Raw genomic sequence first — 26,559 nt, forward strand, 5'->3', positions numbered from 1 at the left:
TTCTCGCCTTTCCTGAAATGTCAGGCGTGCCCTGCGTCTCGCCATCCCGGTCTCTCCAACATCTTGGGTGAACAATGATGTTGCCTTGACCGGTTGAACTCACCGTCCTCTGCGTCCGGTTGTCCGCCTTCCGGGAGCGTGAAATTCCAACGCGGCCCGCTGCGGCTGCGGGAGGACTTGCACACCGCCACGGCTGAGCCCGGCGGCACCCCGATAATCGCCGCCCATGCACATCCATATCCTCGGCATCTGCGGCACCTTCATGGGGGGACTGGCCGCGCTCGCCCGCGAGGCGGGGCATCGGGTGACCGGTTGCGACGCCGGCGTCTATCCGCCCATGAGCGACCAGTTGCGGGCGCTCGGCATCGACCTGATCGAAGGCTTCGGGACCGAGCAGCTTGCGCTGAAGCCCGACATCTGGGTGGTGGGCAACGTCGTCTCGCGTGCCCGCCTGCCCGATGGCACGCCGCGCTACCCGCTGATGGAAGCGATCCTGGACCAGGGCCTGCGCTACACCAGCGGCCCGCAGTGGCTGGCCGAGCACGTGCTGCAAGGCCGGCACGTGCTGGCCGTCGCCGGCACGCATGGCAAGACCACCACCACCTCCATGCTGGCCTGGATCCTCGAACACGCGGGACTGCAGCCCGGCTTCCTGGTGGGAGGGGTGCCGCTCAACTTCGGCGTGTCCGCCCGCCTGGGCAACATGGCGCGCCCCTTCACGCCCTTCGTGATCGAGGCGGACGAGTACGACACGGCCTTCTTCGACAAGCGCAGCAAGTTCATCCATTACCGGCCGCGCACGGCCATCCTGAACAACCTGGAGTTCGACCACGCGGACATCTTCGATGACCTCGCGGCCATCGAGCGGCAGTTCCATCACCTCGTGCGGACGATCCCGGCGACCGGGCGCATCGTCGTCAACGGCCTGGAGGAAAGCCTCGCGCGCGTGCTGCACCAGGGCTGCTGGAGCGAGGTGCGCAGCTTCGGCGCGGCGGTCAGCGACTTCCGCGCCGAAGGCGAACCGAATCGATTCGAGGTGCTGGAACAAGGCCATCGCGTCGCGCAAGTGCACTGGGACGTGTCCGGCGTGCACAACCAGCTGAACGCGCTGGCAGCGATCGCCGCAGCCCAGCACGTCGGCGTCACGCCCGCCACTGCGGCGGCGGCCCTGCGCGAGTTCCGCAACGTGAAGCGCCGCATGGAAGTGCGCGGCGTCGCCGGCGGAGTGACGGTGTACGACGACTTCGCCCACCACCCGACTGCGATCCGCACGACCATCGACGGACTGCGCCGGCAGGTAGGCGCCGCGCGCATCCTCGCGGTGTTCGAACCACGTAGCAACACGATGAAGCTCGGGACCATGAAGGCGCAGTTGCCGTGGAGCCTGGAGCAGGCCGACCTGTCCTTCTGCCATGCGGGCGGACTGGGCTGGGATCCGGCCGATGCCTTGCGTCCGATGGGCGACAAGGCGCGCGTCGCGCAGACCATTCCGGAACTGGTGGACCAGGTGAAGGCCGCTGCACGACCCGGCGATCACGTGCTGTGCATGAGCAACGGCGGCTTCGGCGGCGTCCACGCCAAGCTGCTGGAGGCGCTCGGCGGCCCGGCCTGATCGCGTCGGAGCGCGTCCGCTGCGACGCGTCCCTCAGCGGTCCGGCGTCAACGTGAGCGGCGCCGTCATGTCGGCGGTGGGCAGCCTGCTCAGGCGCGGCGTCGAGTCCATCACCGGGAACGACATGCTGCTCTCGTTCGCGACCGAGTCCCCGTCCGCCCTGCGCTCACCCGAAGGCACCGCGCGCTTGCGGTTGGACGTGATCGAGCCCACCACGTACAAGGCCGAGAGCACGCGCGCCAGCGGCGCCTCGGCCAGTCCGGTCGCCTGCTGCAATCCGAGAAAGGTCATTCCGGGGTGCGCCATCAGCTCACGCATCACCAGCAGGTGCGCGTCCTTCAGCTGCTGGTGCGCAAGCCGCGGGGGGCGCCGGAAATAGAGCGGGTGGCTGCGATAGTGCGGCGGCAGCAGGTCGCGCTGCGTGCGCTGCGCGTACTGCCACATCACCTGGGACACGCTCGCACGCGAGTAGTTGTGCGGGATGGTTACGGCGCCGTGTTCGCGGACGCACCAGCTGGCTTCCCGGAATTCCTTGGCCGACACACCGGGCATCACGCCGGCGCCGAGCTTCAGGTCGACCACCGCGAGAAGAGCGGTGTCGCGCAGAACTTCCCACGAGCCCGAGATCAGGCTGGGCTGGTTGTCCACGATGCTCGACGCCAACGCGAATTGCGAGAGCATCGTCTGCATCCAGCCGGCGAACTGATGGAGCACCCCCACGGCCGCGGCGCTGTCGCCGAGATCGAACGTCACAGCGGGCTCGAAGCCGGGCGCGGTGATGGGCAAGGAGAAGGCGACGGGCCGGTCCACGTCGGCCAGCGCAATCTGCACCGACCGGCCGCGCGGCACCGCAGGCTGCACGCGCAGGTGCTGGTTGGGCATCAGCATCGTGCGATTGCCCTCCAGCCACCACGCGTCCGCTTCCGCGAAGGAGCCGAGTTCCCACGTGGCTCGCGCGCTCCCGGCGGCCGCTGCCGCGTCCGCCGCCTGCTTTGTTTGTGCTTCCGTATACCCCGCCAGACCCAGGCGGAGCACGGGGATCTCGATGTTCATGGTTTTCTCCCCGGCCTCCCGCGCCGGCTCGAAATCCAAGATACCAGCGACGTTACTGAATGTAAACGAAGCCGCCGGTAATACTCAACGGTTACGGCGATCCCGCACGGCGCGCGACAACACTTCGAGCACTTCCATCGATTCCTTCCAGCCGATGCACGCATCGGTGATGCTCTTGCCGTACTCCAGCGCCTGCGGATCGTCCTTCCCGGGCGTGAACTTCTGCGCACCTCCGGTGAGGTGGCTCTCCACCATCACGCCGAAGATGCTGCGCGAGCCGCCGGCGATCTGGCCGGCGATGTCGCGCGCGACGTCGATCTGCTTTTCGTGCTGCTTGCTGCTGTTCGCGTGGCTGCAGTCGATCATCAGCGACGGCGGCAACTTCGCCGCCTCGAGATCCCGGCACGCGGCCTGCACGCTGGCGGCGTCGTAGTTCGGCGCCTTGCCGCCACGCAGGATGACGTGGCAGTCGCGGTTCCCGTTGGTCTGCACGATCGCGACCTGGCCGTTCTTGTGCACGGACAGGAAGTGGTGCCCGCGCGCCGCGGCCTGGATCGCATCGGTGGCGATCTTGATGTTGCCGTCGGTGCCGTTCTTGAAGCCGATCGGCGCCGACAGGCCCGAGGCCAGTTCGCGATGCACCTGGCTCTCGGTCGTGCGCGCGCCGATCGCGCCCCACGCGATCAGGTCGCCGATGTACTGCGGCGAGATCACGTCGAGGAACTCGCTGCCTGCCGGCAGGCCGATGCGGTTGATCTCGATGAGCAACTGGCGCGCGATGCGCAGGCCCTCGTCGATGCGATAGCTCTCGTCGAGGTAGGGATCGTTGATCAGGCCCTTCCAGCCCACCGTCGTGCGCGGCTTCTCGAAATACACGCGCATCACCACTTCGAGCGAGTCACGGTACTGCGCGCGCACCTCCTTCAGCCGGCGCGCATAGTCCAGCGCCGCCGCCGGATCGTGGATCGAGCACGGGCCGATGACGACCAGCAGGCGGTCGTTGCGGCCGGCCATGATCTCGTGGATCGCATGCCGGGTCTGCGTGATCAGCGCTTCGACCGGCGTGCCGCGGATCGGGAAGAAGCGGATCAGGTGCTCGGGAGGAGGCAGCACGGTGATGTCCTTGATGCGCTGGTCGTCGGTCTGGCTGGTTCGGTCGACGGGATGCGCATGCCAGGCATCGTTGGCGGTGGCGGCTTTGGCATTCATGGACGGCTTTCTCTTGCTCGATGGGTTTTCGCGGGGCCAAGAAAAAACCGCCGGGGTTGCCGGCGGTTCTTCGAGGTTCTTTGCGTCTTTCGCGGGTACGCTCAGATCTCTCTTCCGCCGGGGGCGCAGGAGAACCAGAAGTAGCCAAAAAAGAAGGCGCGAACGGAACGCATGGCGGCCAATGTAGCACAGGTCCCTGGCGAGGCTCGCGGCGGCGCGAGGCCGCGTTGGTTCAGCGCCGCAGCTTCCACCACTGCTGCGCGCGTTCCTTCTGCGGCTCGGTGGGCGCGCCGAAGTCGGAGGTGCCGGGGCATTCGTCGCGCTCCAGCCATTGCTCGTACATGTCGATCATCAACATGCCTTCGCCCAGCGTGCGCCAGGCGAGCAGCGCGAACTCGTCCGGCGTCACGCGCAACTCCCCGCCCCACGGGTCCGCGTCCAGCAGCCACTGCCCGATCAGCACGCGGAAGTTGTTCAGCGCCTGCAGGTAGCCGGCATATTCGTAGAGACCGCGCCAGCGCAGGTCCAGGTTCACGACCAGCGTGCGGTGGTCCCGCAGCACGGTGAGCATGTCCATCAGCAGCGGGGCAGCGGCTTCCGGGTGCCGGCTCACGCGCAGGCCGGCCGCGACGCCTTCCGCTTGCAGCGCCAGCTGCTGCATGCCTTCCGACAGGATGCGGCTGTCCTCGTCCGCGAGCGCGCTGCGCAGGAAATTGCTCAGCTCGCCGAACGGCAGGCTGGGCAACGCATGCGGCGGCGGCAACGTGGAGGGGACCGTGTGCATGGAGCGTTATGGCTTAGGGAAACGGAGTATCCATCGGTCCGTGCCAAAAAAGAAGCGGCCGCTCCAGGCGGCCGCTATCGGGGGTCAGGCGGTTGGCGGCCTGACCGGAAGCAGACGAACTCAGGCGGTGCCGCCGACGGTGAGGCCGTCGATGCGCAGCGTCGGCTGCCCCACGCCCACCGGCACGCTCTGGCCTTCCTTGCCGCAGGTGCCGACGCCAGTGTCCAGCTTCATGTCGTTGCCGATCATGCTCACGCGCGTGAGCGCATCGGGGCCGTTGCCCACGATGGTCGCGCCCTTGACCGGGTAGAGGATCTTGCCCTTTTCCACCCAGTAGGCTTCGCTCGCCGAGAAGACGAACTTGCCCGAGGTGATGTCCACCTGGCCGCCGCCGAAGTTCGTCGCGTACAGGCCCTTGTCGATGCTCGCGAGGATCTCCTCGGCGGACTTGTCGCCGCCCAGCATGTAGGTGTTGGTCATGCGCGGCATGGGGATGTGCGCATAGCTCTCGCGCCGGCCGTTGCCGGTGGGCGCCACGCCCATGAGGCGCGCGTTCAACGAGTCCTGGATGTAGCCGCGCAGGATGCCGTCCTCGATCAGCACGTTGCGCTGGCTCGGATTGCCTTCGTCGTCCACGTTCAGCGAGCCGCGCCGGTCGGCGATCGTGCCGTCGTCGAGCACCGTCACGCCCTTGGCCGCCACGCGCTGGCCGATGCGGCCGGAGAAGGCGCTGGAGCCCTTGCGGTTGAAGTCGCCCTCCAGCCCGTGCCCCACGGCCTCGTGCAGCAGGATGCCGGGCCAGCCCGGGCCGAGCACGACGGTCATCTCGCCCGCGGGAGCCGGGCGCGCTTCCAGGTTGGTCAGCGCCGAGTTCACCGCGTCGTCCACGTACTGCTGCAGGTGGGGCTCGTCGAAATAGGCCAGCCCGAAGCGGCCGCCGCCGCCGCCGGAGCCCATCTCGCGCCGGCCGTTCTGCTCGGCGATGACGGTGACCGACAGCCGCACCAGCGGCCGCACATCCGCCGCCATCGTGCCGTCCGCACGCGCGACCAGCACGACGTCGTATTCGCTGGCCAGCCCGGCCATCACCTGCACGACCCGCGCGTCCTTGGCGCGCGCCATCTGCTCCACGTGCTCCAGCAGCTTCACCTTGGCCGTGCTGTCCAGCGAGGCAATGGGGTCGACGCCGTTATAGAGCGAGCGGCTGCCCGCGATCTGCGCCGCCGGCACCTTGATCCGCGCGTTCTTCGCCGCCGAAGCGATCGTGCGCACAGTACGCGCCGCGTCCAGCAGCGAGGCCTCGGAGATGTCGTCGGAATAGGCGAAAGCCGTCTTCTCTCCACTCACCGCGCGCACGCCGACGCCCTGGTCGATGCTGAAGCTGCCCGTCTTGACGATGCCCTCTTCCAGGCTCCAGCCTTCGCTGCGCGTGTACTGGAAGTAGAGGTCGGCATCGTCCACGCGGTGCGCCCGGATCTCGGCCAGTGCGCGCGAGAGGTGGCTCTCGTCCAGGCCGAAGGGCTCCAGCAGCAGGGATCTGGCCGTGGCCAGGCGTTCGATCGTGGGTTCGCGGGAGATCATCGACCCATTGTAGGCGGCGCATCCGGCCTTGCTGGCGCTGCGGTCAAGCCCACCGACGCGTGCCGCTCAGCTCTTGCGCATCAGCTCCAGCAGCACCCCGTCGTCCAGGTCGGCCTGCCCCGCTGCCGCTGCCTGCGCGAACACCTCGTGCGCGAGCTGCCCCAGCTGGGCGGGAAATCCGGCCGAGGCGGCGGCCGCCAGGGCGAGCCGGGTGTCCTTGTGCAGCAGGCTCACGTGCGCGCGCGCGACGAAGTCGCCGGCGAGCGCGCGCCGCATGCGGTCGGAGCCTATCCAGCTCTGCCCGCTCGATTGTTCGATGACGTCCAGCGTGCGCGCGCCATCCAGGCCCAGCCGTTCCGCCAGCGCAAGCGCCTCCGCCGCGCCGGCGAGGTTGATCGCGGCCAGCAGGTTGTTCACCAGCTTCGTGCGGGCGCCGTCGCCGCAGCGCGTGCCGACGCGGAAGACTCTCTGGCTGAGCGCATCCAGCAGCGGCCGCTGCGCGACGAAGACGTCATCCTCGCAGGCGACCATGAGGCTCATGGTGCCGTCGCGCGCGCGCGCCGGGCCGCCCGACATCGGCGCATCGATGGGCGCCAGCCGCTGCAGGACGAGCGCCGCCGCGAGCGCCTCGACCTCCTGCGGCGCGATGGTCGAACACAGCAGCACCGCAGCGCCGTGGCGCAAGGCGCCCACTGCGCCGCGCTCGCCGAACAGGACGTCCTGCGCCTGCGCGGCGTCCACCACGCACACGATCAGCGCGTCGGCGCCGCGCGCCGCATCGGCCGGGGTCGTGGACGCGGTGGCGCCCTGCGCCACCAGCGCATCGACCTTCGCCGTGACCAGGTCGCAGGCCCGCACGGGCCACCCGCACGCGAGCAGGCGCGCGGCCATGCCGGCCCCCATGTTGCCCACGCCCACGATGCCGATCGACTTGTCCATCCTGCTCCTGGCCTCTTGCGGCGCCGGACCTGCGGGTCCACCATCCACCGGCAGCGATTATGGGCGGCGCGACCGGCGCACCGGGGGATCCCCCATTGAGCAGATGCCCCGCGTGCGTGCAGGCTCCATCCTGCCGACGCCAATGGATCGGTGCACGCGAGGAGGGACCACGTGATGCAGACCGCAGGGGCCAGGGCGCCCCGCGAGGAAGTCCACCAGCGCCTGCTGGAACTGGTGGCCGAACAGAGCCGGCGCGTGCCGGTGGCCGTGGGCTGCCTGCTGGTGGTGGTGGCGCTCATGGCGGCCCAGCGCATGCCCTTCTGGATTCCGGCGCTGTGGCTCGCGCTGGCGATCGCCGTGCTGCTGCTCCGGCGGCACATCCTGCCCCGCCTGCCGGCACGCTCGGACCTGCCCACGTCCGAGCGGGTGCGCACTGCGGTGATCCTCAGTTTCGCCAACGGCGTCGTGCACGGCCTGATGCTCGCGGCCTTTCCCTGGCTGCTGGACACCGAGCGCTCCTTCGTCACCCTGCTGATCCTGGGCCTGTGCACGGGCGCGGTCGGCACGACTGCCGGACATCGCCGCATCTACCTTGCCTACATCCTCCCGGCGGCGGGCACGCTGCCGCTCTGGTGGCTGCTCAATGGAGGTGGCGCCGCCACGGGATGGACCGAGCTGTCGCTGGCCGTCCTCGCCGCGATGTACCTGTGGCTGCTGGTGGGTGTCGCGAACAACGCGTGGCGCAATTTCAGCGAGTCGGTGCAGATCCGCTTCCAGGACCGCGAGATGGCCGCGCAACTGCGCGAGGCCCTCGCCCAGGCCACGCAGGCCAACCAGGCCAAGACGCGTTTCCTCGCCGCTGCCAGCCATGACCTGAGGCAGCCGCTGCACACGATCGGCCTGCTCGTCGCGGCCTTGTCGCTGCGGCCCATAGAAGGACGCGACCGCGAGGTCGTCGACCTCCTCAGCCAGGTCACCGTGGCGCTGTCGGAGCAGCTCGACCAGTTGCTGGACATCTCCAAGCTGGACGCCGGCATCGTCGAGCCGGACAAGAAGGTCGTCGACCTCGGCGACATGCTGCGCATGCATCACGCGGAGATGCGCGCCGCCATCGAGGAGCGCGGGCTGCGCGCGGTGCTCGACGCGCCCACGGGTGTGCGCTGTTGGACCGATCCCGCCCTGGTCCTGCGCGTGCTGCGCAACCTCACCGAGAACGCCATCAAGTTCACGCCGCGCGGGCAGATCGCGCTGCGGCTGCGCACGGTCGACGGCATGGCGCACATCGTGGTGGAGGACACGGGACGCGGCATCCCGGAGGCCGAACAGGCCATGGTGTTCGAGGAGTTCTACCAGGTCGACAACTCCGAGCGCGACCGCACCAAGGGCCTGGGCCTGGGCCTGTCGATCGTGCGCCGCCTGTGCAATCTGCTGGGCATCACGCTGGAGCTGCACTCCGTCGCGGGCCAGGGCACGACGATGACGCTGAAGGTGCCGCTGGAAACGATCGGCCTGCTCGCACCCGCGCAAGCGCAGCCCGCCAGCACGGAGAGCTTCGCCGGCCTGACGGTGCTGGTGATCGACGACGAGCGCTCGGTGCGCATGGGCATGCGCGTGCTGCTGGAGGAGCTGGGTTGCCGTTGCGTGGAGGCCTGGTCGATCGCGGAGGCCACGCACGCCGCGATCGCGGCTCCGCCAAACGTGATCCTCGCCGACATGCGCCTGCGCAATGGCGAGAACGGCATCGCAGCGATCGCCGCCGTGGTGGAGGCCGTCGGCGCGACGCCCGCGCTCCTGATCAGCGGTGACACGGCGCCGGACCGCCTGCAGGAGGCGAACCGGGCGGGCATCAAGCTGCTGCACAAGCCTGTCAGCCTGCCCACCCTGCAGGCGGAACTCGGGCGCATCCTCCACCAGAAGGGGCCGCGCCATGAGCAGCACTCCGCCCGGCCCTGAGCCAGGCACCAGCCTGCGCTGGCTGTCGCGCGACTACCGCGCACTGCGCACCCAGACTGAGGGCTCGCCGGCGATCGACGTGCTGATCGTCGGCAGCGGCTACGGCGGCGCGATGGCGGCGGCCGAACTGGCGGGCCTGCAGGTCCGCGGGGACGACGGCACGCTGCGCGCCGCCCGCGTCTGCGTGCTCGAACGCGGACGCGAGTACGCACCGGGGATGTTCGCCTCGAGCCTGCAGGAGCTGCCACCGCACATGCGCGTGCATCGCGGCGAGCAGGACCAGACGGTGGGGCCGCTCGACGCACTGCTCGACGTGCGGCTGGGTCCGGACGTCTGCGCGCTCGTGGGCAATGGGCTGGGCGGCACCTCGCTGATCAACGCGGGCGTGATGATCGCCCCGCGCCTGGACGATTGCGACCGCCTGCCCGCCGCCTTGCGGCGCGACTTGCGCGACAGCGACTTCGACGAGGTCAAGGCGCGGCTCGGGGCCACCGACGGCCTGGCGCGCCGCACGGACCTGCCGCAAGGCGGCCTGGCCAAGACCCGCGCGCTGGAGAAGCTGGCGCGCGGCGCGGGCGTGAACGCGCAGGGCAAGGGCCTGGACTTCCGGCTCGCCGACATCACCGTGCAGATGCAGGCCGACGCCGGGGACCCGGACGTGCCGCCCTGCACCTTGTGCGGCGACTGCATGACCGGCTGCAACGTCGGCGCCAAGAAGTCGCTCGACACCACCTTGCTGCGCGAGGCATGGCGCCGCGGCGCGGAAATCTACACCGGCGGCAGCGTGCTCGAACTGCGGCGGCCCGGGGTCGACCACGGCCAGCCGGACAACGATGCCGGCTGGCTGGTAAAGACCGTGTACACGGACGAATCGCTGCGCCATCGGCACGAGCCCTGCTGGCTGCAGGCGCGGCACGTCATCCTCGCGGCGGGCACGCTGGGCAGCACGGAAATCCTGCTGCGCTCGCAGTCGTTCCGCCTGACGCTGTCGCAGCAGCTGGGCGAGCAGTTCTCGTGCAACGGCGACAACCTGGTGGCGCTGCACGACGGGCCCGATCCCGTGCACACGACCAGCGAGGAATCGGTGCCGCTGCGCGACCGCCAGGTGGGTCCCACGATCACCGCCATGGTGGACCTCGACGGCATGCTGGTGCAGGAGTTCGCCGTGCCCGCGGCGCTCAAACGCCTGTTCGACGAGACCGTCACCACGGCGCGCCTGTTCCAGGACCTGGGCAAGCCGCCCGAACGGGCGGAAGCGCGCGGCGACGGCTGCGACTCGTTCCAGGCGAATCCGGGCGCGATGGAGAACACGCTGCTGCTCGGACTGATCGGCCACGACGAAAGCTGCGGCCAGCTGCAGTTGTCCGAGCCGGCGCGCATGGACGACAGCCGCCATCGCGAAGGCCGCGTGCGCATCCGGTGGCCCGGCGTGCGCAGTTCGTTCATGCTGGATCGCGCCTTCGACATCGCGCGCACGCTGGCGCAGAAGTCGCGTGGCGAGGACGCGCCGTTCCTGCCCAATCCCGCCTGGCGGCTGCTGCCCGACTCGATGGATTTCCTGGTGCAAGGGGAACGCGGACCGGTGCTGACCGTGCATCCGCTGGGCGGCTGCCCCATGGGCGAGACCTTCCAGCAGGGCGTGGTGGACGACCAGGGACGCGTGTTCGATCGCGCCGCCTGCGAACAGGCGCTGGCCGCGGGCGACGCGCAGGGCGCAACGCGCGTGCACCACGGGCTCGCCGTGCTCGATGGCTCCATCATCCCTGCCTCGCTCGGCGCCAATCCGGCGCTGATGATCGCGACGGTCGCCCGGCGCGCCGCGCGCCTGCTGGCCGCGCAGTGGGGGTTCGAGCCTGCAAGTGCGCCGCTGAAGGCGCTCGCGCCGCGGCCGGTGTTCCGCGCACCCGAGCACTGCACGCCGGGCGTGCCGCAGCCGACCGAAGTGCAGCTCACCGAGCGCCTGATCGGGCGCGCCGGCGACAAGCTGCTGGAGCTCACGCTCGCCTACGAGCCGGCCATCGTGCAGGACCTGATGTCCGCGCGCCGCCCGCGCCTGCAGGTCGATCCCGGCGCATCGCGGCTGCGCGTGTACGACGGTCGCCCGGAGACACAGCGGCAGCTGATCACGTGGTCGGAGCAGACGCGCGAAGATCGCGCGGAGCTCGTTGCGTCAGTCAGCGGCGAACTCGACATGCTGCGGCAGCGGCCCAGCGACGCGGTGGCGACGGTGCAGGCGCTGTGGCACTGGTTGCGCAACCGCGGCAGCCGCGAGCTGTGGGACAGCTACGTCGCGCACACGCAGCCGCAGACGGTCGCAGCGGGCCAGTTCTGGGCCTCGGGCGCGCGGGCGGCCGAAGCGCGCCTGTTCGACTACCGCATCACCGTCGGGGCGCTGGAGAAGGGCAACGCGGGCCTGCTGCGGAGCGGCGACGTGATCGCGGGAGAAAAGCGCCTGACCTACGGTTTGTGCAGCAACCCGTGGCGGCAGTTGCGGGAGATGCACCTCACCCAGTTCCCGCGCACGCTCGGACCGGGTGTGCTGCATCTCGATTGCCGCTTTCTCGCGCGGCAAGGCTACCCCCTGCTGCGCATCACGCGCCAGCAGAACCAGATCACCGCCCTGGCCGAACTCGCCTCCTGGGGTGCGGCCTGGCTGCGCATGCCGGTGAGCATCCACCTGTGGTCCTTCCGCGCGCCCGACCCGGCTCCGGTGCGCACGGCGAACCTGTTGCCCTCGCCGAAACGCACCCGGCTGCCGGCGCCGGAGATCAGCGAGATCGAACTGGAGCCGCCGCGCCGCGGCGTGCCGGTGCGCATGCGGCTCACGCGCTACCGCGGCGACGGCCGCCCCATCGCGCTGATCCACGGCTACAGCGCCAGCGGCACCACCTTCACGCACGACGCGATCCCCAAGCCCCTGGCGCTGCACCTGCTGGAGCGCGGGCACGACGTGTGGGTGCTGGACCTGCGCACCAGCGCCGGCATGCCCTCCGCCGTCCTGCCCTGGCATTTCGAGGACGCCGCGCTGGCCGACCTTCCGCTCGCCTTCGCGCACATCCGCAGGGTCACCCAGGCGCCGGAGGTCGACGTGTTTGCGCATTGCATCGGCGCGGTGATGCTGAGCATGGCGCTGCTGGCGGACCCCAACGAGCTGTCCTCCTACGACCACGACGCAGCCGACGGCGGCGCGCGCCCGCCGCGGCGACCTCGCGAACTCGCCGCCTTGCGCGACAGCCTGGGCGGGGTCGTGCTGTCCCAGAAGGCACCGCTGCTGGTCTACAGCGACGACAATGTGCTGCGCGCCTACTTCATGCGGCTGCTGCGGCACGTGCTGCTGCCGCAGGACTACCGCTTCACCGTGCCCACGCAGCAGCAGGGCATCGCCGGCGGCCTGCTCGATCGCTTCCTCTCGACGATGCCGTATCCGGACGACGACTTCCGGCGCGAGAACCCGTTCCTGCCGCCGTGGAAACGCGCGCCCTGGGCGGGCTTCCGCCATCGCATGGACGCCCTCTACGCGTGCGACTTCAAGCTCGCGAACCTGGACGAACGCACGCTCGCCGCCATCCAGGACTTGTTCGGCCCGCTCAACCTCGACACCGTGGCGCAGGCGATCCACTTCGCGCGCTTCAACACGGTGACCGATGCTTCTGGCCGCGCCATCGACACCCAGGCTGCGACGCTGCGCGCGCGCTGGCCCGGCAAGGGCACGCTGAGCATCCACGGCACGGAGAACGGGCTGGTCGACGTGGCCACCCTGGACGTGTTCGCCGCCGCGATGGCGCGGGCCGGCGTGCCACTGGACGTGCGGCCCATTCCCGGCTACGGCCACCAGGACTGCCTGATCGGCCGGCAGGCGCAGCGCGACGTGTTCAGGCACGTGTCCACCTTCCTCGGAGATCCCCATGACCCGCACTTCCGGCCGCGCCCCCGAGTCCCTGTGGCAGATCGGGGACCTGAACGCCAGGGATGACGGCAGCTGGGTGGTGAGCGCGGACCGCGCGCTCGGCCCCGCGCTGGGCACGCTCGTGCCTGTCGCTGCGACGGCCGAAGGCGAATGGCGCGTGGCGATCCGGGACCGGGCGCGCGTCATCCGGCTGACCCCAGTCGACGTCGATCGGTGGACGGCGCTCGGCTTCGAGGCCGGGGACGAAGAAACCCAGTCGTACGCATGCCTGCTGCGCTACGACCATCCCGCGGACCGGCCCGGTGCCACCTTCGGCGTGGCGGTGGCGCGCGAGCTCGACATCGGCGACCTGAAGTTCATGGACCACGAAGCGCCGACCGGATGCGCCGGCGTCGGGGAGGTCGACCAGGTGCTGGACCTGCTCTCCGACCTGCACGGGCCGGAGCTGGCGCGCAAGTTCATCGACGGGCCGGTGAGCGCACCGCAAGCGACTGCATCTGCATCGACGCCCGCGTCCACGCAGGCGGAGCAGGACGAGGTGAGCTTCGTCTTCGTCAGTTGCCAGTATCCGGCCGGCATGATGGACCGCCTCGATGCAAACCGGTCCTTCGAGATGCTCGATGCCTGGCTGTCCGGTGCCAAGCGGCTGCCGCAGGCGATCCTGCTGGTGGGCGACCAGGTCTACACCGACGCAACTTACGGACTGCTCGATCCGGCGCGCCTGGACGATCGCTACCGGCTGCCCTACGAGGAGCTCGCTGGTGCCGACGGGCCCATGAGCCGGCTCTCCACGCGCTTCCGGCCCCTGCTGCGTCGCATGCTCGACGACCACGAGATCCTCGACAACTGGGAGCCCTGGTCTGCACGCGCCACTGGTGAGCGATACCGCCGGGGGCTGGAAGCCTACTGGTACTACCAGCGCTGCGAGGAGAGCCCGCGACAGCCCGTGTGGATGCAGCTTCCCGCCAACCCCGCCACGGCAGCGGGATGGCGGGTGTTCATGGCCGACTCACGCTCCTCGCGTGAATTCCGCAGCGAGACCACGCTGCATTCCGCGAGCCTGCTGGGCGAGCCGCAGACGCGCGCGCTGGAAGCGTGGCTCACCCGCGAGCCGGCCAGCGACCTGAAGATCGTCACGACCGCGGCCATGCTGCTGCCCCGCGTGCGCATCGATGCGGACGAGCCGCTGCGCCTGGACAACTGGCAGGGCTATCCGGCGTCCTTCCACCGCATGCTCGCCTTCGTCTGCGACCACGGCATCCGCAACCTGGTCTTCCTCGCCGGCGATGCGCACCTGGGCTGCAGCGCCGAGATCACGGTCCGCAACGAAGACAGCGGCGCCTGGGCGTCCTTCGGCTCGCACCACGCGCCCGCGCTGTACGCGCCCTATCCATTCGCCAACGAGACGATGTGGAACCTGATGCTGGAAGACCGCTTCCGCTTCCGCTGGCAGGACCCGGACGGCAAGCCGTCCAATTACCTGTGCTGCGTGTCGGCCCGGGTGACGGGCGACGACCGCACCGGCTTCGGCTTGCTCCAGGCCAGGCGCACGCAGGGCGAGTGGCGCGTGGACGTGGGTTTCCGCATCAACGCCTTGGGGCCGGCCGGCCCTCAGGAAATGCGCACGCCCTGCTCCGCGGCCATGTAGACGGCCTCGGTGCGGTTGCGCGTGCCCAGCTCCTGGTAGATGGCGCGCAGGTGCGTCTTCACCGTGCCGTCGCTGATGCCCAGTTGCCGGGCGATCAGCTTGTTGGAGTTGCCGCGCAGCGCCGCGCGCAGCACGTCGGCCTGCCGCTCGGTCAGCGTGGGGAAGGCGTCGCGCACGTCGCGCGTCTGGATCGGAGCGAGGCCGCCGGTGGGAAGGTAGACGCCACCGTCCGCGATGGTCTTCACCGCGATCATCAGTTGCGCGGGCGGGGAATCCTTGGGGATGAAGCCGGCGGCGCCGAGGTCGATCGCGCTGCGCACCAGTTCGGCGTTGCGGTCACCCGAGAGCACCACGACGCGCGTGAGCGGCGCCGATTCATGCAACGCCTCGAGGGCGCGGGCGCCGGCGAGCCCGTCCATGTGCCAGTCCATGAGGATCAGGTCGAACATGCCGCTCCGCGTGGCCTCCACCGCCTCTTCCGCCGAGGCAGTAAGCGTCACCTGCATGCTGGCATCCAGCTTTTCCAGCAGCAGCCGCAGTCCCTCGCGGAACAGCGAATGGTCGTCGCACACCAGAACTCGCATGAAGGCCTCCTTTCGCCGTACTGCAGGATGGCGGGAGCCGATCCAGGCCAGGCAACCGCGCCATCATGCCGCTGCCGGGCCGTGCACGCATCCCCCGCCCGGCAGAAACGCCTCAGGTCTGCACCAGCCGCCTGGCCTTGGCGATCGCCATCAGGATGCCCAGCCCCATCCCGAGCGTCACCATCGCCGTGCCGCCGTAGCTGATGAAGGGCAGCGGCACGCCCACCACTGGCAGGATGCCGCTCACCATGCCCATGTTCACGAAGGCGTAGGTGAAGAAGATCATCGTCACCGCGCCCGCGAGCAGGCGCGAGAACAGGGTGGGCGCCTCCAGGGCGATCGCGAGGCCGCGCAGCACCAGGAACAGGAAGCTCACGATCAGGAACAGGTTGCCGAGCAGGCCGAACTCCTCGGAGTAGGAGGCGAACACGAAGTCGGTGGTGCGCTCCGGAATGAAGTCCAGGTGGGTCTGCGTGCCCTGCATGAAGCCCTTGCCGAAGATGCCGCCGGAGCCGATGGCGATCATCCCCTGGATGATGTGGAAGCCCTTGCCCAGCGGATCCTTGGTCGGGTCGAGCAGCGTGCAGATGCGCTGCTGCTGGTAGTCGTGCAATATGGGCCAGCGGAAGCCGTCCGCGCACAGCGTGCCCTCGAAGCCGACGATGAGGCCGACGGCCACGAGTCCGAGCACCAGCGGCGGGATGATCAGCTTCCAGGACAGGCCGGCGAAGAAGATGACCGCCATGCCGGCCGCGAGCACCAGCAGCGCGGTGCCGAGGTCGGGCTGCTTCATGATCAGCCCCACGGGAATCGCGAGCAGCACGCCCGCGACCATGAAGTCCAGCGGCCGCAACTGGCCCTCCCGCTTCTGGAACCACCACGCCAGCATCAGCGGCATCGCGATCTTCAGGATCTCGCTGGGCTGGATCACCACGCCGACATTCAGCCAGCGTTTCGCCCCTTTCTTGGTGATGCCGAAGACGGCCACGGCAACGAGCAGCGAAACGCCCAGCACGTACAGCGGCACGGCGAAGCTCATGAGCCGCTGGGGCGGCACCTGCGCGATGACGAACATGATGGCGCCGGCCAGCAGCATGTTGCGGGCGTGGTCGTAGAACCGGGCGCCATGGTCCCAGCCGGAGCTGTACATGGTGAGCAGGCCGGCGCAGGCGAGCAGGAACACGGCGAAGGCGAGGGGGCCGTCGAAGCCCTGCAGCATGGGGACCATGCGTCGGCGGATCGACGGTTTTTCAAAGACGGCGGCCATGCGGAATTATCCTCCTGCCTCCTCCCAATGGCCGTGGTGGGCCCTAGGCCGACTGCTACCATCGGCCGAGCCATGAAGATCCTCGTCGTCGACGACCACCCGTTGTACCGCAGCGGCGTGGCCTTCACCCTGCAGAACAGCGGCATGGCGGTCGAGGTCGTGGAATGTTCCTCGCTCGCTGTCGCGTTCCAGCGGCTGGACGAGGGCCTGGTCGCCGACCTGATGATCCTGGACCTGCAGATGCCCGGTTACCAGGGCGTGGATTCCGTGCGCGCCGTGCGCACCCGCCGCCCCGAGGTCCCGGTGCTGGTGCTCTCCGGCACCGAGGACCCGGCCGTCGTGCGCGAATGCATCGACCTGGGCGCCTTCGGCTTCCTGCCCAAGTCGGCACCCGCCGACCACTTCAACGCCGCGCTGGCGCGGGTGCTCGCCGGCGGCGTGTACCTGCCGCCCACCAGCCTCAGCGTCGCCGCACCGGTCACGCGCGCGCAGCAGGACGCATGGGGACGGCTCGGGGCCCGTTTGACGGAGCGGCAGCGGCAGGTGCTGCTGGGGATCGTGCAAGGCAAGCCGAACAAGGTGATCGCGCGCGACCTGGGACTGTCCGACACGACGGTCAAGTCGCACGTCGCCCACATCCTGGAAGCGCTGGTGGTCTCCAACCGCACGGAGGCGGTCTACGCGCTGGCGCGCGCGGGCCTGAGCCTGCAGGACTTGCAGGCCTCCGCTTCCGACCCGGCGAGCTAGGGGACTGTCACGAAGGCGGTGCGCAGGGCGGACAACAGCCGCTCCGGCGTGATCGGCTTCTGCAGCACCGGCAAGGGCAGCCCGCGCTCCGCGAGATCGGCGTCGCCGGAAACGATCCAGGCCGGCACCGGCCCATAGCGCGCCCGCACCGCCGCCACGGCGTCCACCCCCGTGCCCTCGCTCAGCCCATAGTCGGCCAGCACCAGGTCGGGCGCCGTGCCGGCGGACTCGAGCACCTCCATCAGCTGGCTGCAGGAACTGCCTTGCGCCACGCGCGCGCCGGCTTCCAGCAGCCACGCGCACAGTGCTTCGCGCGCCAGCCGGTCGTTCTCCACCACGGCGACCAGCCGGCCGCGCAGCAGGCCCTCGGCGCGGTCCGGATCGGCGCCCTGCACTCGCACCTGCTCTCGCGGCAGCACCGGGAGGCGGAACGTCACCTTGGTGCCGGCCTGCGGCTGCGATTCGATCTTCAGGGGCGTCTGCATCAGGTCGGCCATGTGGCGCGAGATGGCCAGGCCGAGCCCGATGCCTTCCGCCTCGGCGACGCTGGCGGAGCGGCCACGGAAGAACGCGTTGCAGGCCTGCGCGAGGTCCTCCGGCTCCATGCCCACGCCCTCGTCGCTCACGCAGACGACGGCCATGCCGTCCTCGAGGTGGACCCGCAGCTGGATCTCGCCGCGCAGCGAATACTTGTACGCGTTGTCCAGGAAGTTGCGCAGCATGCGCTCGAGCAGCACGGGGTCGGCCGCGACGGTGCAGGGCCCGGTCGACTGCATGCGGAAGCGCAGGCCGCGCGCGGCGCACTTCTCGGCGAAGCCGGACACGGCGGCGGCGACCAGCTGGTCGAGCTGCACGGGTTGCACCACTGCCTTCATCATGCCGGCGTCGATCTGGGCGAAGTCCACCAGGTGGCGGAACATGCCGTCGATGGATTCGCCCGTCCGCACGATCTGCTGCGCCATGGCGTCGCGCCGGGCGGGGTCGGTGGAGCGGCGGAAGATGTCCGAGAGGAACAGCAGCGCCTGCACCGGCTGGCGCAGGTCGTGGCTGGCCGCGCCCAGGAAGCGCGAACGCGCGCGCTGCGCTTCCTGCTGGCTGGCCAGCGCCTCGCGCAACTGCCCGACCAGCAAGGCGTTCTCCTGTCCCGCGCGCACTGCATCGCTCAACTGCCGCTGCATCATGCGCGCCAGGCGCACCAGCATCGGGCCGCCCAGCACCATGCCGATGGCGAGCAGCAGCACGTCCCGCCCGCTGGCGTGGAAGGCCCAGCCACACAGGATCGTGAGGAACGAGGCCCCGAGATAGAAGGTGTAGACGGGTGGTTCGACGCCCAGCACCGCGACGGCGGTGATCACCCAGCCCATCGACAGCACCGTCAGGACGCCGAGATCGCCGGGCGCCAGGAAGGCGCCGAACAGCGGAATGGAGAGAGTGACCAGCCAGCCCGTGGCTGCGGCCACCAGGGCGACCCGGCGCAAGGTCTCCGCGCTGACCCCCTGCGCCGCCAGCAGCCGGTTGAAGTAGCGCTGGCGGAAGACCATCGCGCCCGCCAGCACGGCGTACCACGCGAGGTACGGCGGCCAGCCGACGGCGGGGACGAACAGGATGCCCAGGGCTGCGCCCATTGCGAGCACGGTCCAGCGCCCGAACCGGGTCTGGGCGAGGATCGTGGCAACACTTCTGCGGACCAGCTCGGCGGCCGCGCCGTCGGGCACCTTCCCTGTGTTCTCTTGTCGTGCCAACTTCTTCTCCACTTGGGAGTTTGGCTTAAGCCCGATGGTTCTGCAAATCGTAACCATCGGCCTCTACCATCCGGTAGATGCCCACGACCCACCTCTTGTACCTCCACGGCTTCCGGTCTTCACCGCTTTCCTTCAAGGCGCAGAGGATGGCCGCCGCCGTGCGCACCCGGCACCCGGCGGTGACCTGGTGGTGCCCGCAGCTGCCGCCCTCCCCGCGGGAAGCCATGGCCATGGCCTGGGACACCGTGCGGCACTGGCCGCGCGAAAGCATGGCGGTGGTCGGCTCCTCGCTCGGCGGCTTCTACGCGACCTGGATCGCGGAACAGACCGGCTGCCGTGCGGTCCTGCTGAATCCCGCCGTGGACCCGGCGCGCGACCTGCACGCCTACGTCGGCGTGCAGACCTCGTGGCACGACCCCGACCAGCGCTTCGAGGTGAAGCCGGAATTCATGGACGAACTGCGCGCCCTGCAGTGCGGACCGCTGGCGCATCCGGAGCGGATCTTTGCGGTGGTGGCCAAGGGGGACGAGGTCCTCGACTGGCGCGAGATGGTCGGCCGCTACCCGGGTTCACGCATCAAGCTGCTGGAAGGCGGGGACCATGCGCTCTCCGATTTCGACGACCACATCGGGGAAGTGCTCGCCTTCCTGGACCTCGCCTGAACCCCCGACGGGCGCGTTACACCCCCGTGGGACAATCGGGGCATGTTCGTTCTGTTCGATGAGGCCGGGAAATTCCTGGCCGGCCGCGTCCTGTCCGAGACGGACAGCTCCGCCCAGGTGGAGCTGGACAGCGGCAAGCGGGTCAAGGTGAAGGCCGCCAACGTGCTCCTGCGGTTCGAGAAGCCGCAGCCGCAGGAGTTGCTGCGCCAGGCGCAGGCGCTGGCGGCGAGCATCGACCTCGATCTCGCCTGGGAGTTCGCGCCCGAGGAGGAATTCGGGTTCGCGGACCTCGCGCGCGACTATTTCAGCGCCCAGGCCGGCGTCGCCGAGCAGGCGGGCGCGCTGCTGCGCCTGTTCGAGGCGCCCCACTACTTCCGCCGCGCGGGCAAGGGGCGCTTCCGCAAGGCCCCCGCGGAAATCCTGCAGCAGGCGCTGGCCGGGATCGAAAGGAAGAAGCAGGTGCAGGCGCAGATCAGTGCCTGGGCGGCCGAACTCGTCGCCGGCAGTTGCCCGCCGGCGATCCGCGAGCAGCTCTATCGCATCCTGTTCAAGCCGGACAAGAACGCGCCCGAGTACAAGGCCGTGGTCGAGGCCTCGCGCAGTTCGCAGACCGCGCCGCTGGCGCTGCTGCAGAAGTCGGGCGCCATCAGCTCGCCCTACCAGTTCCACTGGAAGCGATTCCTCCTGGAATACTTCCCCAAGGGCACGGGATTCCCGCCGGTAGCCGCGCCCCCGGTGAAGGACGAACTCCCCCTGGCGAGCGTGCAGGCCTTCTCCGTCGACGACTCGAGCACCACCGAGATCGACGACGCGCTCTCGGTGCAGGGGCTGGGCAGCGGCACCGTGACGGTGGGCGTGCACATCGCGGCGCCCGGCCTCGCCGTGCAACCGGGCGCGCCGCTGGACCAGGTCGCTCGCCAGCGCCTGTCCACGGTCTACATGCCGGGACACAAGATCACGATGCTGCCCGACGACGTCGTGCAGGCGTACACGCTGCTGGAAGGCCGCGACTGTCCGGCCGTGTCCCTGTACGTGCAGTTCGACGAGGCCTCGCTGGAAGTCAAGGCGAGCGAGACCCGGCTGGAGCGCGTGCCCATCGCGGTCAACCTGCGCCATGACCAGCTCGACGCGCACCTGCCCGAAGCCTGGCTGGAAGACGCCTCCCTGCAGGCGCCCGACGTGCCGGAGCCGGCGCGGCGCTTCCGCGCGGAGCTCTCGTTCCTGTTCCGGCTGGCGAAGCAGCTCAAGGCGCAGCGCGAGGTGGTGCGCGGCAAGCCCGAGAACTTCAACCGACCGGACTACAACTTCCGCGTGCCCGGCGCGAGCGAGGACGGCCCGGAAGGCGACGAGACCGTGGAGATCACGGTGCGCCGGCGCGGCGCCCCGCTGGACCTGATCGTCGCGGAAGCGATGATCCTCGCCAACAGCACCTGGGGCCAGTGGCTCTCCGAGCTGGGCGTGCCCGGCATCTACCGCAGCCAGGCGAGCCTGGCGCCCGGCGTGAAGGTGCGCATGGGCACCAAGGCGCTGCCGCACGCCGGCATCGGCGTGAAGAGCTATGCCTGGAGCACTTCGCCCCTGCGCCGCTACACCGACCTGGTGAACCAGTGGCAGATCATCGCGGCGGCACGGCACGGGCGCACCGCGGCCCTCGCGGCGCCCTTCAAGCCCAAGGACGCGGAGCTGTTCTCGATCATCTCCGCCTTCGACGGCGCCTACGCCGCCTACAACGGACAGCAGGCGACGATGGAGCGCTACTGGACGCTGAAGTACGTGCAGCAGCAAGGACTGACGGAACTGGAAGCCACGGTGTTCAAGGAAGGCCTGGCGCGCGCCGACGCCCTGCCCCTGGTGCTGCCGGTGCTGGGCACGGGCGACCTGCCGCGCGGCGCGCGCGTGCGCGTGCGGCTCGGCGCCATCGACCTGATCACGCTGGACGTGAATGGCACGGTCGTCGAGCGCCTGGACACCGCGGCGCAGCCCGCGGTGTCGGCGGAGGACGACACCGAAGAGGAAACCGTCGCCGGCCCGATTGCGATTGCAGTGGATGTCACGGACACTCCGGAAGAGGAGGCTGGTGCGGCACCGGCAGCGGCCGATCATTGAGAATCGTGAACCTGAAGTCGTTGAGCACCCTGCAGATCGCGCTGGGCGTCTCCATCCTTGCGCATGCAGCGGTCCTCTTCGTCCGCATCGTGGACCCCGAGGGCTTCAACCGCGTGTTTTCCGAGACGCCGCTGGAGGTGATCCTCGTCAACGCGCACAGCAACGAGAAGCCCGAGCGCGCGCAAGCCATCGCGCAACGCACGCTCGCCGGCGGCGGCGAGGCCGAGACGGGCCGCGCCACCTCGCCCCTGCCCCCGTCCGCGCTCACCAGCGTCGGTGACGCCGCGGAGGACGAGCAGAAGAAGATCGAGGAGATGCAGGAGCAGCAGATGCTGATGCTCGCGCAGCTCAAGCGCACGCTCGCCGCCATGCCGCCCTCGGACCCGAAGCTGGCGCGCACCGATCCCGAGGCCGCCGCGCGCGAGGAGAAGCGCCGGCAGCTGGTCAAGCTCCTCGCGGAGATCGAGCGGCGCATCAACGAGGAAAATGCCCGGCCCCGCAAGCGCTACATCGGCCCCTCGACGCGCGAGGAGGTGTACGCGGTCTACTACAACACGGTGCAGCACCGGATCGAGGAGCGCGGCACCACGCATTTCCCCGAGCTCGCCGGGCGCAAGCTGTATGGCGAGCTGACCATGATCGTGAGCATCAACAACGACGGCCGCGTCCTCGAGACCGAAGTCGTGCAGGGCTCCGGCAACCAGACGCTCGACCGCCGCGCGGCGAGCATCGCGCGCTCGGCCGGGCCGTTCGGCCACTTCACGCCGGCCATGCGCCGCGGCGCCGACCAGATCGCGATTGCCTGGCGTTTCCGGTTCCGACCGGACGACACGCTGGAAACCCGTATCACCAACCGCTGAAGCTTCTCGCCGTGGATCGTTACTGCGTCATGGGCAATCCCGTGGACCACAGCAAGTCGCCGTGGATCCACGCACGTTTCGCGCAACTCACCGGCGAACCGGTGGAGTACGGCAAGCGCCTGATCGGCATGGATGAATTCGTGCCGGCCGTGCGGGCCTTCATCGCGGAAGGCGGCAAGGGCTGCAACATCACCCTGCCTTTCAAGTTCGAGGCGGCCTCGCTGGTGGACAGTTGCAGCGAGCGCGCGACCCTGGCGCAAGCCTGCAACATCCTGCGCTTCGAGGGCGGCCGCATCCACGGCGACAACACGGACGGCATCGGCTTCGTCGCCGACGTGGAGCGCAATGCGGGCGTGCGGCTCGCCGGGCTGGATGTCCTGCTGCTCGGGGCCGGGGGCGCCGCCGCCGGCGTGCTCGGGCCGCTGCTGCAGGCCAAGCCGCGGCGCGTGGTCGTCGCCAACCGCACGTTGGCGAAGGCGCAGGCGCTGGTGCAGCGCCATGCCGCGCTGGCGCAGGCCGAAGGCGTGGATCTGCAGGCCGTCGCACTGGATGCCGTGACCGGCAGCTACGACGTGGTCGCCAACGCCACGGCCAGCAGCATCGCCGGCGCCGCGGTGCCGGTGGACCCGCGCGTGCTGAAGCCCGGCGCGCTCGCCTACGACATGATGTACGGACCGGCCGCCGCGGGCTTCCTGCAGTGGGCGGGCGAGCACGGCGCGGTCGGGCGCGACGGCCTGGGCATGCTGGTGGAGCAGGCGGCCGAAGCCTTCCTGGTCTGGCGCGGCGTGCGGCCGCCCTCGGCGCAGGTGCTGGCGGAACTGCGGCAGGAGTTGCAGCGGTGAAAGCCGCCTGGCGCTGGATCGCGCTGGTCTTGCTCGCCCTCGTCGGCCTGCAGTTGTTCTTCGTGGGCTGGATCGCTGCGCTGGCCATCGTCGATCCCCCGTCCACCACCTTCCAGCGCTCGGAGGCGTGGCGCATCCTGAGGGAGCGCGACCGGATGCGCTGGTCGCAGCGCTGGGTGCCCTACGCGCAGATCTCGGACCACCTGAAGCGCGCGGTGATCGCCTCCGAGGATGCGAGCTTCGCCGAGCATGACGGCGTGGACTGGGACGCGCTGGAGAAAGCCTGGGAGCGCAACGCCAAGGCGGAGGAGCTCGCTGCCAAGCGCGGAATGCTGGCCCCCGCGCGCGCGAAGCCCATGAAGATCGTCGGCGGCTCGACCATCACGCAGCAGCTCGCGAAGAACCTGCTGCTCTCCGGCGAGCGCAGCCTGCTGCGCAAGGGCCAGGAGTTCGTGCTGACCATGCTGCTGGAACACACGCTCGGAAAGCAGCGCATTCTCGAGCTGTACTTGAACAACGTGGAATGGGGCGAAGGCGTGTTCGGCGCGGAGGCGGCGGCGCAGCACTACTACCGCAAGCCCGCCAGCCGCCTCACGCCCTACGAGGCGGCGCGGCTCGCGGTGATGCTGCCGCAGCCCAAGCGCTTCGAGAAGATGCCGGGCTCCCGGTATCTCGCGGCGCGGTCCGCCACCATCGTCGCGCGCATGCGCGACGCCGAACTGCCTTGAAGACGGCGCTCTCGCCCTGGGCGGCCAAGGCACTGGGCTGGTTCCTGCTGCAACTCGTTCGCGTGCTCACCGGTGCGCAGGCGCGCTGGTACGGCTGCCCGCCCCTGGCCGAACAGCGCATCTACTTCGCCAACCACCAGAGCCACGCGGACCTGGTGATGATCTGGGCCGCCTTGCCGCAGGAGCTGCGCGCGATCACGCGGCCGGTGGCCGCGCGCGATTACTGGACCAAGAGCCCGCTGCGGCAGTGGATCACCACGGCGGTCTTCAACGCGGTCTACGTGGACCGCGAGCGCAAGGAAGACAGCGATCCGCTGGAGCCGCTGGAAGCGGCGCTGGAGCGCGGCGATTCCATCATCCTGTTTCCCGAGGGCACGCGCGGCGACGGCGACGTGGTGCAGCCCTTCAAGTCGGGCCTGTTCAGCCTGGCCACGAAATTCCCGGACGTCGTGCTGGTGCCGGCCTGGATCGACAACATCCAGCGCGTGATGCCCAAGGGCGAAGTGGTGCCCGTCCCTATCCTGTGCTCGGTCACGTTCGGTGCGCCGATCCGCGTGCAGCCGGGAGAAGAACGGCGCGCCTTCCTGGACCGCGCCCGCGCGGCCGTGATCGCGCTGAGGGACGCATGAACGACTTCCTGCGCAGCCTGAGCCCTTCGCAGCAGGTGGGTATGCTGTTCGTGACCGTGTTCGGCCTGCTGGCGCTGGCCACCATCGCGCTGCTGTTCGCGAACCTGCGCGAGCAGCGGGCCCCGACGGACGACGCGCACGTGGCGCAGCTGCAGGACTTCCAGCAGCTGCTCACCACGTCCTGGGGCATGGTCGTCCTGTTCTGGCTGGCCTGGGCGAGCGGTGAGAACCTGGCGACCTTCCTGTTCGCGGCCATCGCCTTCTTCGCGCTGCGCGAGTTCATCACGCTCTCGCCGACGCGCCGCGGCGACCACCGCAGCCTGGTGCTGGCCTTCTTCGTCGTGCTGCCGATCCAGTTCTGGCTGGTGGCCACGCGCCACTTCGACCTGTTCACCGTGTTCATCCCGGTCTATGTGTTCCTGGCGCTCCCGGTGGCCAGCGCACTCTCGGGCGACCCCCATCGCTTCCTGGAACGCAACGCCAAGCTGCAGTGGGGCATCATGGTCTGCGTCTATGGCATGAGCCATGTGCCGGCCCTGCTGCTGCTGCAGTTCCCCAACCGGCACTACGAGGGCAAGCAGGCCTTCCTGGTGTTCTTCCTCGTGATGGTGGTGCAGACGTGCATGCTGGTGCAGCACCTCGTCACGCGGCGCCTGAGCCGTCCGCCCAGCCTTCCGGGCATCAGCAGCAGCTTCCACTGGCGCGGCTGGGGCTGGGGCGTGCTGGCCGGCAGCGTGCTGGGCGGGCTGCTGTCCTTCATCACGCCGTTCAAGCCCGGGCAGGCGCTGGCGACCGCGTTCATCGCGAGCGTGGCCGGATCGCTCGGGCACCTCGTCATGAAGGCGCTCAAGCGCGATCGCGGCGTCACTGCATGGGGACTGCGGGGGCGCTCCGTCACCGGCGCGAACGGGCTGCTCGATCGCGTCGACGCCCTGTGCTTCGCGGCGCCCATCTTCTTCCACTCCGTGCGCTGGTACTTCGGCGCCGCCGCTTAAGATCGCCCGATGCGCATCCTCGGCATCGACCCCGGCCTGCAGACCACCGGCTTCGGCGTGGTGGACGCGGAGGCGCACACGCTGCAGTACGTCGCCAGCGGCACGATCACGACGACCCACCTTGCGCGTGGCGACCTGCCCGCGCGGCTGAAGGTGCTGTTCGACGGCATCGCGGAACTGCGCGCGCGCTACACGCCCGATGCCGCGGCGATCGAGATCGTGTTCGTCAACGTCAATCCGCAATCCACGCTGCTGCTTGGACAGGCGCGCGGCGCCTGCCTCACCGCGCTGGTCTCGTGCAACCTGCCCGTGGCGGAATACACCCCCATGCAGATGAAGCAGGCCGTCGCCGGCACGGGGCGCGCAGCGAAAGCGGAGATCCAGCAGATGGTGAAGCGCCTGCTGCAACTGCCCGGCCTCCCCGGCAAGGACGCCGCCGACGCCCTCGGCCTCGCGATCACGCACGCCCACGCAGCGATCGCCACCGCCCGGATCCAGCAAGCCGGCAACCTCGCCCGCCGCAACACGGGCTCGTACAAGACCGGGCGGGTGGTCTAGTCGGGGACTGGCAGGAAAGCGGACAACCGAACGCAGAGGACGGTGAGTTCAACCGGTCAAGGCAACATCATTGTTCACCCAAGATGTTGGAGAGACCGGGATGGCGAGACGCAGGGCACGCCTGACATTTCAGGAAAGGCGAGAACTCTGGAA

At 69.7% G+C, this 26,559-nt stretch carries 21 protein-coding genes; 13 read left to right on the top strand and 8 right to left on the bottom strand.

Going from position 1 to position 26,559, the window contains the following annotated elements; genetic code table 11:
• Positions 1 to 226: 226 nt before the first annotated feature.
• Positions 227 to 1,612 (top strand): UDP-N-acetylmuramate:L-alanyl-gamma-D-glutamyl-meso-diaminopimelate ligase, encoded by a 1,386-nt coding sequence (mpl, locus tag JJB11_RS25505; RefSeq protein ID WP_201178095.1) that lies wholly within the window; start codon positions 227 to 229, stop codon positions 1,610 to 1,612.
• A gap of 33 nt (positions 1,613 to 1,645) precedes the next feature.
• Here the strand turns inward: mpl and JJB11_RS25510 are convergent, their stop codons facing one another.
• From JJB11_RS25510 to JJB11_RS25530, 5 genes are all read right to left on the bottom strand, one after another.
• Positions 1,646 to 2,665 (bottom strand): hypothetical protein, encoded by a 1,020-nt coding sequence (locus JJB11_RS25510; protein WP_201178097.1) that lies wholly within the window; start codon positions 2,663 to 2,665, stop codon positions 1,646 to 1,648.
• A gap of 84 nt (positions 2,666 to 2,749) precedes the next feature.
• Positions 2,750 to 3,874 carry a 3-deoxy-7-phosphoheptulonate synthase gene (locus JJB11_RS25515; protein WP_201178099.1) on the bottom strand — a complete coding sequence of 375 codons (1,125 nt, stop codon included), beginning with the start codon at positions 3,872 to 3,874 and terminating at the stop codon, positions 2,750 to 2,752.
• A gap of 232 nt (positions 3,875 to 4,106) precedes the next feature.
• The gene (locus JJB11_RS25520; RefSeq protein ID WP_201178101.1) at positions 4,107 to 4,658 is read right to left on the bottom strand and encodes a hypothetical protein; all 552 of its coding nucleotides are present in this window, start codon (positions 4,656 to 4,658) and stop codon (positions 4,107 to 4,109) included.
• Between the two features lie 120 nt (positions 4,659 to 4,778).
• On the bottom strand, positions 4,779 to 6,239 hold the full coding sequence (tldD, locus tag JJB11_RS25525) for a metalloprotease TldD (protein ID WP_201178103.1): 1,461 nt from the start codon (positions 6,237 to 6,239) through the stop codon (positions 4,779 to 4,781).
• Positions 6,240 to 6,305: 66 nt separating this feature from the next.
• Positions 6,306 to 7,178 carry an NAD(P)-dependent oxidoreductase gene (locus tag JJB11_RS25530; RefSeq protein ID WP_201178105.1) on the bottom strand — a complete coding sequence of 291 codons (873 nt, stop codon included), beginning with the start codon at positions 7,176 to 7,178 and terminating at the stop codon, positions 6,306 to 6,308.
• A gap of 174 nt (positions 7,179 to 7,352) precedes the next feature.
• Between JJB11_RS25530 and JJB11_RS25535 the strand changes: the two genes are divergently transcribed.
• Genes JJB11_RS25535 through JJB11_RS25545 form a run of 3 tightly spaced genes read left to right on the top strand, consistent with a single transcriptional unit; the run spans position 7,353 to position 14,686 of the window.
• On the top strand, positions 7,353 to 9,131 hold the full coding sequence (locus JJB11_RS25535) for an ATP-binding response regulator (RefSeq protein ID WP_242529120.1): 1,779 nt from the start codon (positions 7,353 to 7,355) through the stop codon (positions 9,129 to 9,131).
• A complete protein-coding gene (locus tag JJB11_RS25540; protein ID WP_201178109.1) occupies positions 9,106 to 13,104 on the top strand; it encodes a GMC family oxidoreductase N-terminal domain-containing protein in 3,999 nt (1,332 codons plus the stop codon). The genes JJB11_RS25535 and JJB11_RS25540 overlap by 26 nt, the downstream gene beginning before the upstream one ends.
• A complete protein-coding gene (locus JJB11_RS25545; RefSeq protein WP_201178111.1) occupies positions 13,037 to 14,686 on the top strand; it encodes an alkaline phosphatase D family protein in 1,650 nt (549 codons plus the stop codon). Before JJB11_RS25540 ends, JJB11_RS25545 begins: the two co-directional genes overlap by 68 nt.
• On the opposite strand, the gene JJB11_RS25550 is transcribed toward JJB11_RS25545, so the two are convergent.
• A complete protein-coding gene (locus tag JJB11_RS25550) occupies positions 14,650 to 15,270 on the bottom strand; it encodes a response regulator (RefSeq protein WP_201178113.1) in 621 nt (206 codons plus the stop codon). The two genes, JJB11_RS25545 and JJB11_RS25550, sit on opposite strands and share 37 nt — an antisense overlap.
• 112 nt (positions 15,271 to 15,382) lie before the next feature.
• Positions 15,383 to 16,537 (bottom strand): rod shape-determining protein RodA, encoded by a 1,155-nt coding sequence (rodA, locus tag JJB11_RS25555; protein WP_201178115.1) that lies wholly within the window; start codon positions 16,535 to 16,537, stop codon positions 15,383 to 15,385.
• A gap of 72 nt (positions 16,538 to 16,609) precedes the next feature.
• Between rodA and JJB11_RS25560 the strand changes: the two genes are divergently transcribed.
• Positions 16,610 to 17,284: a response regulator gene (locus JJB11_RS25560; protein WP_201178117.1), complete on the top strand. Its 675-nt coding sequence runs from the start codon at positions 16,610 to 16,612 to the stop codon at positions 17,282 to 17,284.
• Here the strand turns inward: JJB11_RS25560 and JJB11_RS25565 are convergent.
• Positions 17,281 to 19,026 carry a hybrid sensor histidine kinase/response regulator gene (locus tag JJB11_RS25565; protein ID WP_201178119.1) on the bottom strand — a complete coding sequence of 582 codons (1,746 nt, stop codon included), beginning with the start codon at positions 19,024 to 19,026 and terminating at the stop codon, positions 17,281 to 17,283. The two genes, JJB11_RS25560 and JJB11_RS25565, sit on opposite strands and share 4 nt — an antisense overlap.
• Before the next feature lie 77 nt (positions 19,027 to 19,103).
• On the opposite strand from JJB11_RS25565, the gene JJB11_RS25570 reads away from it, so the two are divergent.
• The 8 genes from JJB11_RS25570 to ruvC are packed head-to-tail and all read left to right on the top strand — an operon-like array spanning position 19,104 to position 26,406.
• Positions 19,104 to 19,688 (top strand): YqiA/YcfP family alpha/beta fold hydrolase, encoded by a 585-nt coding sequence (locus JJB11_RS25570; RefSeq protein ID WP_201178121.1) that lies wholly within the window; start codon positions 19,104 to 19,106, stop codon positions 19,686 to 19,688.
• Positions 19,689 to 19,730: 42 nt separating this feature from the next.
• Positions 19,731 to 21,794: a ribonuclease catalytic domain-containing protein gene (locus tag JJB11_RS25575; protein WP_201178122.1), complete on the top strand. Its 2,064-nt coding sequence runs from the start codon at positions 19,731 to 19,733 to the stop codon at positions 21,792 to 21,794.
• Positions 21,795 to 21,805: 11 nt separating this feature from the next.
• The gene (locus JJB11_RS25580; protein ID WP_377372051.1) at positions 21,806 to 22,654 is read left to right on the top strand and encodes an energy transducer TonB; all 849 of its coding nucleotides are present in this window, start codon (positions 21,806 to 21,808) and stop codon (positions 22,652 to 22,654) included.
• Positions 22,655 to 22,683: 29 nt separating this feature from the next.
• On the top strand, positions 22,684 to 23,496 hold the full coding sequence (gene aroE / locus JJB11_RS25585) for a shikimate dehydrogenase (protein ID WP_201178129.1): 813 nt from the start codon (positions 22,684 to 22,686) through the stop codon (positions 23,494 to 23,496).
• Positions 23,493 to 24,224, top strand: a complete 732-nt coding sequence (gene mtgA, locus JJB11_RS25590; protein ID WP_201178124.1) for a monofunctional biosynthetic peptidoglycan transglycosylase — start codon at positions 23,493 to 23,495, stop codon at positions 24,222 to 24,224. The genes aroE and mtgA overlap by 4 nt, the downstream gene beginning before the upstream one ends.
• Positions 24,221 to 24,853 carry a lysophospholipid acyltransferase family protein gene (locus JJB11_RS25595; protein ID WP_201178125.1) on the top strand — a complete coding sequence of 211 codons (633 nt, stop codon included), beginning with the start codon at positions 24,221 to 24,223 and terminating at the stop codon, positions 24,851 to 24,853. The genes mtgA and JJB11_RS25595 overlap by 4 nt, the downstream gene beginning before the upstream one ends.
• Complete coding sequence (locus tag JJB11_RS25600) at positions 24,850 to 25,848, top strand: phosphatidate cytidylyltransferase (RefSeq protein WP_201178126.1); 999 nt, start codon at positions 24,850 to 24,852, stop codon at positions 25,846 to 25,848. Before JJB11_RS25595 ends, JJB11_RS25600 begins: the two co-directional genes overlap by 4 nt.
• A gap of 9 nt (positions 25,849 to 25,857) precedes the next feature.
• Positions 25,858 to 26,406, top strand: a complete 549-nt coding sequence (gene ruvC, locus JJB11_RS25605; RefSeq protein ID WP_201178127.1) for a crossover junction endodeoxyribonuclease RuvC — start codon at positions 25,858 to 25,860, stop codon at positions 26,404 to 26,406.
• The last annotated feature ends 153 nt before the right edge of the window (positions 26,407 to 26,559 follow it).

The organism is Ramlibacter ginsenosidimutans, assembly GCF_016654015.1.
In the GTDB taxonomy this organism is placed as follows: Bacteria; Pseudomonadota; Gammaproteobacteria; order Burkholderiales; family Burkholderiaceae_C; genus Ramlibacter; species Ramlibacter ginsenosidimutans.